This window comes from Breznakibacter xylanolyticus (assembly GCF_003254275.1).
Classification (GTDB): domain Bacteria; phylum Bacteroidota; class Bacteroidia; order Bacteroidales; family Marinilabiliaceae; genus Breznakibacter; species Breznakibacter xylanolyticus.
The window spans coordinates 24,449-36,674 of the sequence record NZ_QKZK01000011.1; the positions used below are offsets into that span (position 1 = coordinate 24,449).

Below are 12,226 nucleotides of genomic sequence, written 5' to 3' on the forward strand. Positions count from 1 at the left end.
CTGTTAGTCCTCGGGTATTCTTCGCCTCGTATACGCTCTCTTTTCGTATCATCCACGAGTCATCTCTGAGTCATCTCCGTATTACCTCTGAGTTTTTTTGAGAATTAATTGGGCGAATACTGGTTAAAAACATGAAATAGGTCTGAAGATGGTTCGAAGCAGAGGTGGAAGAGAGGATGTTTGGGGGATGTGGGTTTTGAGTTGGGATGTGTAAAGGAAAGTTGAGTTGTGCGTTATAGTCGAATTTCGAGGTGGTGTCCCCCGGTGGGGTTTAGATTTTGGGTGTGATTGATAATTCCGGGGTTTATTGAACACTGGAATTTTTATTTTTCGAACAAGAAGTGTGTAGAAGTGTAAATAAATACTAAATTTGCCAATAGAATGTCGAAATCGTATCAATCAAATCTGATTGGGTTGTATACTTTTGTTAAAACCAAATGTGTGTAAGAGAAACACTAAGAAGGGGTGATTTTGTGAGTTGGAAAGTGGTTGTCTTGGGCTGACATGTTGGTGGTTACGCATTGGGGACTATGTCTCGATCGTAATCTGACAGATAATGGCTTTACTGGCAATTTTCATAAATGCAACATTTATTAATTAAACTCAAGAGACTATGAAAAAAAGAGGAGTGATTCTGCTTCTTTGTTTGTTGGTAGGCTTTGCCGCTTTCGCCCAGAAAAAGGTGAGCGGTAAGGTGACTGACAATCAGAACGACCCCATTCCCGGGGTGACCGTTGTCGAAAAGGGAACTACCAATGGGGCCATCACCGATATGGATGGTAATTTTTCATTGACAGTACCCGGTGATAATACCATTTTGGTGTTCTCGTTCGTGGGGATGAAATCCCAGGAGATTACTGTTGGCACTCAGTCAACTATTAATGTAATGCTTGAATCTGACATGTCCGACCTCGATGAGGTGGTGGTGGTAGGATACGGGGTACAGAAGAAAAAACTGGTGACCGGAGCAACCATTCAGGTGGGTGGTGAAAATCTACAAAAGCTGAGCACCAACACTGCTTTAGGAGCGCTTCAAAGCCAAGCGCCCGGGGTGAACATTACCCAAAGCTCTGGGCAGCCCGGTGAAGCTTTTAAAGTGACCATTCGCGGTTTGGGTACCGTGGGTAACTCTTCGCCTTTGTACGTTATTGACGGTGTGGCCGGTGGCGATATAAACTCGTTAAACCCTGCTGATATTGAAAGTATTGATGTGTTAAAAGATGCTGCTTCGGCTGCCATCTATGGTGCTCGTGCTGCAAACGGGGTCATCTTGGTAACTACCAAGCAAGGTAAGTCAGGTAAGATGCAAGTGACTTATGATGGCTATTATGGGGTGCAAAATGTGTACAAAATGCCATCGTTGCTCAATGCCAAAGAATACATGGCCATGATGGATGAAACCCGTTTTAACGATGGGAAAGATGGTTATGATTGGGAAGGAATGATGCCTGAATTGTACGAAAAAATACAGGCGGGAGAATGGAATGGTACCAATTGGCTTGAAGAAATGCGTGTAAAAAATGCAGCGACTCAAAGTCACGCTGTGAATATTACCGGAGGAACCGATGTGTCACGTGTTTCGTTAGGTTTTTCATATTCTTCGCAAGAAGGGATTTTGGGTAATCCAGTTCAGTCAAACTACGATCGCTATACAGCTCGTTTAAATTCTGAGCATGTCGTATATAGTAAAAACGATATGGATGTGATTACTGTAGGCGAAAACCTTACTTATAGTTACAATACGCGTAACGGGATTCAGATTGGTAATATCTATAGCAATGATATTCACTCTGCTTTGGTGGCTTGTCCTTTGATGCCGATGTATGATGAAGATGGCAATTATTTTGATGCTGCCGACAAAAAAACTGCAGGGTTGGACAAGTATGATTCTTATATTTTGAATCCTGTTGCATTAATGGAATATAGGAGTGGTTATAATTTGTCAAAAAACTATAACCTTCAGGGAAATGCTTATTTGGTGATACAGCCGGTTAAAGACTTAAAATATAAGAGTACTTTTGGTTATAAGATGAATGGCAGCAGCTATCGTCAATATCGTCCCACCTTTGAGTTGGCATCAACAGGGGATGGCTATAATCCGACTAATGATAGAACTCAACAAAGTTTGAACCTTGGCTATCAGTGGCAGTGGGAAAACACCTTGGCCTATAACATTCGTAAGGATTTGCATATGATTGATGCGTTGGTTGGTCAATCCGTTGAAAAATTCGGATTGGGCGAGAATGTAGATGCAACAAACGCAAAGTCTGTTTTTTCTGATTTTGATCATGCATGGTTGACAAATACCCAAGGTTTTACCGAAGGGGTTACAAATATTAAAGGAGCCCCATGGGACGAAGGCGCATTGGCATCCTTCTTTGGTCGCGTAAACTATAACTTCAATGAGACTTACATGGCATCATTGGTGATGCGTGCAGATGCCTCCTCAAATTTTGCCCGAGGTAATCGTTGGGGGTATTTTCCTTCGGTTTCTGCCGGCTGGGTGATTACGAACGAAGATTTTATGTCTGCCACATCAAGTTTTATGGACTTTCTGAAACTTCGTGCCAGCTGGGGACAGAATGGTAACTGTAATATTAAAAACTTCCAATATTTGGCCACAGTTGGTTTCCCTGAGACAAGCAAATATTCATTCGGAGGAACAAAAACAGAACAGTCATCAGGAGGTTATCAGAATATCTTAGCAAATCCAGATGTAAAATGGGAAACATCCGAGCAGCTAAACTTGGGTTTTGATGCACGTTTCTTAGGTTCACGCATGGGATTGGCTTTTGACTGGTATAAAAAAACTACTAAAGATTGGTTGGTTTTGGCTCCAGCTCCTGCTACTTATGGAACAGGTGCTCCATATGTCAATGGTGGTGATGTTGAAAATACCGGTATTGAGATTGCCTTAAACTGGAACGATCAATTGGGTGATTTGACTTACGGTGTGTCAGTGAACATGGCTTATAATCAAAATGAGGTGACCCGAATCGCGAATAGCGAGGGTATTATTCATGGGCGTACCAATGTGCTGAGTCAGGGAACTACTGAGATGTATCGTGCAGAAGTTGGTAAACCCATCGGTTATTTTTGGGGTTACAAAACCGAAGGCATTTTCCAAAATCAGTCTCAAATTGATGCCCGTCGTGCCGATGCCAGTAACGGGGTGTTGGATGGCGCACAACCCGGAGATGTTATTTTTGCAGATACCAACCACGACAATGTGATTGATGAAAAAGATAAAGTAGAAATTGGAAATCCACATCCTGACGTGACATCCGGTTTGAATATTAATTTGGGTTATAAAGGGTTCGATTTTTCAGTGACTGCAACCGGTGCTTTTGGTCATCAAATTGCCAAATCGTATCGTTCGTTTGCTGACTCAGAGAAGCAAAATTATACCACCGAAATTTTTGGTCGTTGGTATGGTGAAGGTACTTCCAATAAGCTGCCACGCTTGACCCCCGGGACTCATACCAACTGGCAAAATATCTCAGATATTTATATTGAAGATGGCGACTATGTAAAGCTTACCAATATATCTGTTGGCTATGACTTTAAAAAGCTGTTCAAAGGAATGCCATTGCAGCAAGCACGTCTCTATTTCGCAGCGCAAAACCTTTACACATTTACCGGTTATTCAGGGATGGATCCTGAAGTGGGATATGGTTACAGCGGAGGCGATACTTCTAACGATTCCAACTGGTCATCGGGCATCGACCTTGGATTCTATCCAAGTCCCCGTACCTATTTGGTTGGTGTCAATCTTAAATTTTAAATCGATAGGACAATGAAAAGACTATTATATTTTGCAGCAGCTGCATTGGCTTTGACCAGTTGCGAAGACTTTTTGGATACCGAGAGCTACACTCAGAAAAACACCACCAATTTTCCTGCAAATGCCGATGATGTTGAGTTGGCTATGGTGAGCGTTTATAATACATTGAATGTGGCCGTTGCTGATCCACAGTGTACCTATTTTTATGCTGCCGAGCTGGCTGCCGATGACCGTTTTGGCGGAGGTGGTGATAACGATAAGTTGATGCAGGCATGGGATAAAATCATGAACTTTAATACTGATGCGTCATTACCATTTTGGAAGGCTCGCTATCAAGGTATTTTTCGTGCCAATAGTGTAATAACCTCTATTGAAGCGATGAAACTTGAAGGCGAAGCTGTGAAGGCGATGAAGGGCGAAGCTTATTTTTTGCGTGCCTTCTTTTATCATGAGTTGGCCGAAATGTATGGTGAAGTACCTTTAGTGTTGACAACCGAAGCGGTTACCCTGCCAAAATCATCAGCTGAAAAGATTTATGCACAAATTACGACCGATTTGGATTCAGCGATTGCTTTATTGCCAGCGGTAAGTTATGATAAGACAGTTGCCGGGCATGCAACGAAATGGGCTGCAGAAGCTTTGTTGGCTCGTGTGTATTTGTTCTATACCGGTTATTATAAAAAAGATGCCCTGCCCATGGTTGGTGGTGGCTCTATGACCAAAGCGAAGGTTGTAGAATATTTGGAAGATTGTCGCGACAATAGCGGACATGGCTTGGTGGGTGATTTCCGTAATTTATGGGCATACACCAATAAATATTCCAAGAAAGACTACGCAAAAGTTGCCGGCGTGAAGGGGGTCGATGGTAGTGATTTGGATTGGGCTGGTGATGGAAACAAGGAATCCATTTTTGCCATTAAATTTTCAAAATTTGCTGATTGGAACACCACCATCGGATATTCAAATCAATATTTGCTTCACTTTGGCATTCGTGGGGGTCAACCTTATGCCAATACTTTCCCGGTTGGTCAGGGTTGGGGTGCCGGTCCTGTGAATCCAACACTTTGGGAAGAGTGGGCTGCTGCTGAGCCAGAAGATTTGCGACGCGAAGGATCAATTGTTCCGGTGAAAGAGTTGCCTGCTTATTCGTTTGGCGGCTGGACTATGATGGAAGAGACCGATTATTGGCAGCTTAAATGTGTGCATATTGCAGCAAAAACCGGAACACAAGATGAAGATGGCAATGATAAGTACTATTCGTCGTTTTCGGTGCCAATGTTTGGAGCCTCTGATAACTTTCAATTGGATGGACTCAATGATTTGGTGTTGATTCGCTATGCTGATGTTTTGTTGATGCATTCAGAGTTGACTGGAACAAATGATGGTATGACTTTGGTTCGGAAACGCGCAGGACTAGACCCTGTTGCTTTTTCACAGGAAGCCATCAAGCGTGAACGTCGTTGGGAATTGGCCTTTGAAGGTCGTCGTTGGGCTGACATTCGTCGTTGGGGGGATGCTCCTGAGTTGTTAGCAAAGCAGGAAGGGGTTAAGATTTATAAGAGCGGATCACCTGCCACCATGAAAGCATTTGGTGGAGGATACAAAGCTCGTTATAATGCAACTGGCGGTTTCTTTCCAATTCCAGAGTCTGAGGTTGCTCTTTCTAATGGTGTTTTAGAGCAGATAAGTGGCTATTCTGACGCTTCAAGTCAGTATACTGGCTGGTAATCAAATTAATTAAGGAAAAGTTATGAGAAAAAATATTTTATATCTGGCGTTCCTGGCTGCTGCATTCACAGCCTGTGATCCCATCGAAGATCGTGATTCTCTTTCAGGGAAGCTAAGTGCTTCTGATTTGGAATTGACTTGTACTCCTGTGGTGGTGAATGGTAAAAACGGGAATGATGTGGTGGTTGAAAACAATTCGACCATTTTATCCCGTTGGATTTCCGATCGATCAAAAATCGAAAAGGCTCATGGTACCGTGACTTTCCAGTATATTGGTAATCGCGAGGTTCAATTTTTTGGATTAAACGGAGATGGTACTGATTTGGAGAATAATATTGTAGAGAAAAATGTACCTGTTCGTATCGATACAATTTCAAATATTCCATCTGATTTTTTCGATCGTCTTTCGATAAAGAAGAATTCAGATGGTTCGATTGATCAAACGAGTCTTCCATATTATTTTGGAATGGCAAGCGGAACAGCAATAACGAACAGTATTACTATCGAGCAAGTTGTTGAAGAAGGAACCAATTTGAAAGGTAATGTGCTAAAAGTAAAGTGTGCAAGTCCTGTTCTTTGTGATTGGAACTGGGGAGGTATGACAGGTGAGAAAAACCATGATCAATTATTTGTTACCACTGAAGGAGAGCATGTTTTATCACTGAAAGTGACCAAGGCTGACGGATCAACCGAAACGTTTGATTTGGGCTCGTATAAGGTTGAAAAGTTGACATATATTCCTGAGGTATTTATCAATCTTTTTGGTGGGGTAACAGCTTCCTCAAATAAAACTTGGGAATGGTATAAAGATGGCCCATGCTGGGCTAACGGACCATATCTATCTTCAACGGATCCCAATGCCGGATGGTGGCAGAACAAATTCGCTGATATGGAAGGGCGTGAAGTTGGCACCATGACCTTTGAATTTGATGGTTTTAAAATGAGCAAAACCGTGACCGGAGGAGGTGATGATGCTGTCCTTGGAACGACTAACGGAACCGTGAAGATTGACTTGTCAAAGACTTTAACAAAAGATGGCAGCAGTGATTTGTGGTCTGTAGGTCGTATGTATACCAATGGTGTGAATGTCCTTTATGGTATTAATGTCAATGATGGTAATGCTCCTTATTATGAATATGATATTTTGAAAGTGAGCAAAAAGGTTCTGATTGTTGCCGGGACTAAAGCAGGTACAGGTGCCTATGGGGAATCTTGGTTCTTTAAATTCCAGGTGGTAGAAGCGCCTGAAGCTGGAGAATGATGCATTTCTTTTTAGCGATTTAATGTTAGTTGAATGGAAGGACGGGCTTTTTTGCCCGTCCTTTTCATTAAAAATAGGTTCAATCGTTTTTAGAGGATGCATAATGATATCTTTGATGAAGGTGAATTATTAAAGTAAAAAGTATGGTTCGTTATCTCGCAATGTTGATGTTTTGTATTTATGGTTGCTCAGAGGGGGCTCGATTTGTGATTCGTGGGCAGTTGCAAGGGGCGCAGTATGATGGTGAAAAAATTTATATGGTTCCCATTGAAAATGCATCGCTTCATCGCATTGATTCTACCGTGATTAAAAATGGGCAGTTCTGGTTTGACGGTGTCGCTGATACCATTGAGATTTATGTGTTACGAGCCCGACCTCTTTTGCGTTTGCAGTTGCAAGAATTGCTGGTGGTTAAGGAGCCCGGGGATATACAGGTAACGTTGAGTGAAAATAGCGTAGCATCCGGCACTTCGTTGAATGATTCCCTGCAAATGTGGAAGCGAGAAAAGATGCAGTTGGATAGTTTGTATTATTCATATTACAATAAGATCCGTCACTCAAATGATTCCGTTAAGAGTTTGCTAATGGATAGTCTAACTTCACTTCAAAACCGCAGTGTCGCTTATCATTTTGGGTTTGTCAAGCACAATGGTGATAATGTTGTCGGTCAGTTGGTGCAAAAAATGATGGAAGGAGCTTTTACTCAAGATCAGCGCAATGAATTATCTCATTGATGACGTGAATGATTGGTGTTAATTGATTCTGTATGTTTGTTTCTAATATGGAGGGTTATGATCTCATTTAATTCCATTCGTCACTTGAGGGTCGGACTGTTGCTGGGGGCACTGGTGTTTTTATTTTATCAGTTTGCCTATCCCCATCATCTCTATTTTAAGGAACAGAATCTGTTGTTTCTTTGGGATATCTCTGCTGTGTTAGATTATATGAGCGAGTCGGGGTGGCTGGCGCATCTGTTGGGCGATTTCTTCACCCAGTTTTTTTATTTGCAGGGGGGTGGAGCGCTGGTACTCACGTTTTGGCTCATGGTTGAGTGGTGGTTGGTTTCGCGCATGCTTCGTGATGTCACGCAGCACGCAAGTGCGTCATGGTGGGCTGTGTTGCCGGTGATGGTCGATGCGGGGCTGCACACGTCGCTGTTGCATGGGCTGGAGTGGACCATGGCCGTGTTGCTGGGTAGCGTGTTTTATTTCCTTCTATCGTTTCGTCTCAGGCGATGGGGCTTGCTGATGGTTTCAGTGCTGTTGATCATGGCCGGATGGTGGTTGTGTGGGGCTGTGGTTCTGGTGGCGCCCTTGATGTGGGTGATGCACGGGTTGATGCCACAGAAGCGTGATTGGTGGCGGTGGCTGTTGCCCTCGTTGGTCGTGGCGGTGTTGTTGCCACTGGCAGGTCGGTATCATTATTTACAGACCATCCGTCAGGCTTATGTGTGCCCATCACTGATTGCCGACGGCTGGTGGGTGATTGTGGCACTTGTGTCAGCCCTGGCAGGTGTTTGGTTTAGTCGCTTCCAATGGTTGCAGCGTCGCAGAATCATGGTTGGATGCATTGTTTTGCTTGGCGTGACTGCCGGAGTGGTGGCGGGATGGTGTCGCGCCGATTTTGAGGGTGAACGCATTCACGAGTTGGATAATCTCACCTATTTTGGTCGTTATGAAGAAGTGCTTGAGATCGTTCAGCGACAAGGGCTAAAGAGTCGTCATGCCATCTATTTCGCGAACTTGGCCATGTCGGAGTTGGGCATATTAGGTGATTCGTTGATGACGGTTCCACAGCCGGCCACCTACGGGCTGATGCTGCCCGTGGCACCCGGAGAGGGATGGGTGTCCATCCTCTTTAGCAATGAGGTGCATTATCGGGTTGGTGATATGAACATGACACAACATGCGGCCATGCTTGGCAATACATTTTCGCCGCGTTGCCACAATTCGCGCATGATGCGACGGTTGGCCGAGGTGAACCTGGCCATCGGCGACACGGCAGCAGCTGGCAAATATTTGGGACTTTTGGAAAAGACACTTTTTCATTGCCGCTGGGCGCAGACGCGGTTGTCGTTGCCATCCACATCGTATTGGCTGCGTGAAATGCATCATCGCCGAGCGTTGCTGCCCGTTAGCGACACCATTCGGCGCTCCAACGATTTCACGGGGTCATTGGGCTTTCTCATCTCTCAAAATCCTCGAAATGTCGTGGCTGTCGATTACTTGCTGTGTTATCATTTGTTGAACAAAGATTTGGCCTCTTTTCACCGCACCTACGTGGCAACCGCGCAGTCATTGACGCGCAAAATGCCCCAGGTATATGCCGAGGCGTTGTTGTTGTATCTTTATTTGGAAAGAGCCACCCCACAACAGGCTGCTGCATATCAAATTCCGGCAGAGGTGGTGAGTCGCTTTCCGGAATATTTAAGGATGGGTGAAGATGCGTCAAATAATGCAGCGGCGTTGACCCGTCGCTTTGGAAAGAGTTATTGGATGTATTATCACTTTGCAAGGCTGATGAAGTGAACGAGAGGGAGGGCAGTTTGAGTCCTCTCTGAATAATCCTTTGTCCACGAATTCTTTGCTACGCAAAGCGACTTTGTCGATTAACACGAATTTCGCTCATCATTAAACGTAGATATGCATAAGGCTATGATTGAAATAAGGTGGTTGATCTGAGAGAGAAACACTTTTCCGAGTAAATTTAAGTTTAGATGTGTATGAGTTTAGGAGTTCATGAAGGACAGAATTTGAAACATATCATGAAGGTTCACGAATTGGGGAGTGCATCATGTGGTGAGTTTGTTTGTTGTTGAATTGTAATAAATTGAAGCGCTGTAGGTAATGAGTCGTTTATATGTTATAGTTAGTTTTTTTCTGGTGCTGGCATCGTGTCAGCGTCCGCATCATGTGCGACAGATGGAGACGTTGCCGCCCATCTATCCCGATTATGTGGATGTGACGATTCCGGAGAATATAGCCCCGCTCAATTTTTTAATGCGTGGAGCGCCCGAACGAATGGAGGTTTATATTCATGGAAACCATGGGGCAATGACCGTTCGAGGGCGTTCCGCCATTGCCATGCCTTTGAAGCGTTGGCGGCAGTTGTTGGCCGATCATCGGGGTGATTCACTCACGGTGGAGGTGACCGCACGTGTGGAAGGTGAGTGGCAGCAATATCGCTCGTTTGTGTGGCATGTGGCACCCGATCCGGTGGATGCCTATCTGACCTATCGGCTGATTGAGCCCGGGTACGAGGTGTGGAATCAAATACAGTTGATACAACGCGATGTGACTTCATTTGATGAGCGGGTAATTGCCGATAACCAACTCACCGAAGGACGTTGTATGAATTGTCATATCTCGGGAAAGGGAGATGCCTCATTGACCATGTTTCACGTGCGAGGACAGGGGGGCGGCACCATTTTGAACAGGGATGGTCGATTGCGTAAGTTGGCACTGCGTACCGACAGTATGATGTCGGCAGGCGTGTATGGCGACGTGCATCCATCGGGACGTTTTGGCGTTTTTTCGTCCAATGTGGTTATTCCTGCTTTTCACGCCTATGGCAGTGAGCGGCTCGAGGTGTACGATGATGGTTCGGATTTGGTGGTGGCCGATTTCGACAATCACACCATTCTTCGTCCCGGTCATTTGAACGGAGAGGTGTCGTTGGAGACATTCCCGGTGTTTTCACCCGACGGTCGGTTTATCTATTATTGTGTGGCTTCGGCAGTCGAATTGCCCGAGCAGCTGCGTGATTTGCAGTATCACCTCTGTCGTGTCACGTTTGATGCGGAAAGCGGGGCGGTTGGGACGGATGTGGATACCGTTTGGCATGCCGGGTCGAATAGCGGCTCGGCCAGTCATCCTAAAGTGTCTCCCGATGGTCGTTATCTGCTATTCACGAAGGCGGCTTATGGCACGTTTCCCATTTGGCATCGCGAAGCCGAATTGCAACTCATCGATCTTCAAACCGGGATGGTTGACAGTTTGTTGCATGTCAATGGCCCCAATTCAGATACCTATCACAGTTGGTCGCGTAACAGTCGCTGGTTCGTTTTCGCCTCAAAGCGCGACGACGGCATTTACGGCAAGCCCTATTTTTGTTATGTCGATGGACAAGGTAAAGCCCACAAGCCTTTTGTGTTGCCACAACGGCATCCTTCAAAATATGATGTGATGCTTAAGTCCTTTAATCTTCCAGAATTGATGTCCACGCCGGTGCCCTTTGATGCCATGGATGTGGCACATTTGTTTCGTCGTGGAGAGGCTGAGCGGTTTGAATAGGGCTGGCATTGGTTGCAGGTTAAGTTTAGAAGTGGAGAAGTTTAGAAGTGGAGAAGTTTAGAAGTGGAGGAGTTTAGAAGTGGAGGAGTGGAGAAGTGGAGGAGTTTAGGGGTGGAGAAGTTTAGGGGTTTGAAAGTTTAGAGGGGAAGTTTAGTCATAGATTTTCTTTTATCCCTGAAAGGAGGGATATTACGTGATAAACCCGTTGCAATTCAGCCATATTGAGTAATTTTGTAGAAAATCGATGTTATGACCGAATTTACCGAGAGATATATCAACCCGTTTACCGATTACGGATTCAAAAAACTGTTTGGTGAAGAGCCTAATAAGGATTTGTTGCTCGATTTTTTAAATGAATTACTCAAAGAGGAGCAAGGTCAAATCACGAACCTGACCTTTATGAAAACCGAGTTTCTGGGCACATCCGAAATTGACAGGAAGGCAATTTTTGACCTTTATTGTGAAAACGAAAGAGGCGAGAAATTCATCGTTGAGCTACACAAGTCAAAACAGAATTTTTTTAAGGACAGAACTGTTTATTATTCGACATTCCCAATACGAGAGCAGGCAAAGAAGGCCGATTGGGATTATGAGCTTAAAGCCGTTTATACCATCGCGATATTGGATTTTGTGTTTGATGGCGATAAGCGCGAGCCTTCGAAGTTTCGCTACGACGTTAAGTTAACAGATATAGACACGAAAAAGGTGTTTTACGACAAGCTCACCTTTATATACCTGGAAATGCCCAAGTTCAACAAAACGGTTGAAGAACTGGAAACCCGATTTGATAAGTGGCTGTTTGTGATGAGGAATCTCAATAAGTTAGATCGAATTCCGGAAAAGCTTAAAGAGCGAATTTTCGATAAACTATTTGAAACGGCCGAGATTGCCAGGTTCACGCCGGATCAGGTGCGTTCATACGAAGATAGTTTAAAGTATTACCGCGATTTAAAAAACTCATTGGATACCGCAAGGGACGAAGGCAAGATTGAAGGAAAGATTGAAGGCAAAATTGAAGGAAGGATAGAAGGCAAAATTGAAGTTGCTAAAAATCTGTTGAAGAGTGGGATTTCAATTGATTTGATTGCAAAGACAACCGGCTTGTCAGAAGATCAGATCGCGAATTTGCAATAATTGCATCTCCTGATAAGCGGTCGTTTT

At 44.3% G+C, this 12,226-nt stretch carries 7 protein-coding genes; all 7 read left to right on the forward strand.

Annotation, left to right across the window (positions count from 1 at the left end):
- Positions 1–613 precede the first annotated feature (613 nt).
- The 7 genes from LX69_RS08030 (at position 614) to LX69_RS08060 (ending at position 12,199) form a co-directional block, all read left to right on the forward strand.
- Complete coding sequence (locus LX69_RS08030; protein WP_111445316.1) at positions 614–3,784, forward strand: SusC/RagA family TonB-linked outer membrane protein; 3,171 nt, start codon at positions 614–616, stop codon at positions 3,782–3,784.
- A gap of 12 nt (positions 3,785–3,796) precedes the next feature.
- Positions 3,797–5,512: a RagB/SusD family nutrient uptake outer membrane protein gene (locus tag LX69_RS08035; protein WP_111445317.1), complete on the forward strand. Its 1,716-nt coding sequence runs from the start codon at positions 3,797–3,799 to the stop codon at positions 5,510–5,512.
- A gap of 22 nt (positions 5,513–5,534) precedes the next feature.
- The gene (locus tag LX69_RS08040) at positions 5,535–6,773 is read left to right on the forward strand and encodes a hypothetical protein (protein ID WP_111445318.1); all 1,239 of its coding nucleotides are present in this window, start codon (positions 5,535–5,537) and stop codon (positions 6,771–6,773) included.
- 143 nt (positions 6,774–6,916) lie between these two features.
- A complete protein-coding gene (locus LX69_RS08045; RefSeq protein ID WP_111445319.1) occupies positions 6,917–7,507 on the forward strand; it encodes a DUF4369 domain-containing protein in 591 nt (196 codons plus the stop codon).
- A 57-nt stretch (positions 7,508–7,564) separates the two neighbouring features.
- Complete coding sequence (locus LX69_RS08050) at positions 7,565–9,301, forward strand: DUF6057 family protein (RefSeq protein ID WP_111445320.1); 1,737 nt, start codon at positions 7,565–7,567, stop codon at positions 9,299–9,301.
- Between the two features lie 318 nt (positions 9,302–9,619).
- Positions 9,620–11,065, forward strand: a complete 1,446-nt coding sequence (locus tag LX69_RS08055) for a TolB family protein (RefSeq protein WP_111445321.1) — start codon at positions 9,620–9,622, stop codon at positions 11,063–11,065.
- 249 nt (positions 11,066–11,314) lie between these two features.
- Positions 11,315–12,199 carry an Rpn family recombination-promoting nuclease/putative transposase gene (locus LX69_RS08060; protein WP_111445322.1) on the forward strand — a complete coding sequence of 295 codons (885 nt, stop codon included), beginning with the start codon at positions 11,315–11,317 and terminating at the stop codon, positions 12,197–12,199.
- Positions 12,200–12,226: the final 27 nt, after the last annotated feature.

What these genes read in the sequence shown, in the direction of transcription:
- LX69_RS08030 (WP_111445316.1), top strand. Translation starts at nt 614, where the DNA reads ATGAAAAAAAGAGGAGTGATTCTGCTTCTTTGTTTGTTGGTAGGCTTT.
- LX69_RS08035 (WP_111445317.1), top strand. Translation starts at nt 3,797, where the DNA reads ATGAAAAGACTATTATATTTTGCAGCAGCTGCATTGGCTTTGACCAGT.
- LX69_RS08040 (WP_111445318.1), top strand. Translation starts at nt 5,535, where the DNA reads ATGAGAAAAAATATTTTATATCTGGCGTTCCTGGCTGCTGCATTCACA.
- LX69_RS08045 (WP_111445319.1), top strand. Translation starts at nt 6,917, where the DNA reads ATGGTTCGTTATCTCGCAATGTTGATGTTTTGTATTTATGGTTGCTCA.
- LX69_RS08050 (WP_111445320.1), top strand. Translation starts at nt 7,565, where the DNA reads ATGATCTCATTTAATTCCATTCGTCACTTGAGGGTCGGACTGTTGCTG.
- LX69_RS08055 (WP_111445321.1), top strand. Translation starts at nt 9,620, where the DNA reads ATGAGTCGTTTATATGTTATAGTTAGTTTTTTTCTGGTGCTGGCATCG.
- LX69_RS08060 (WP_111445322.1), top strand. Translation starts at nt 11,315, where the DNA reads ATGACCGAATTTACCGAGAGATATATCAACCCGTTTACCGATTACGGA.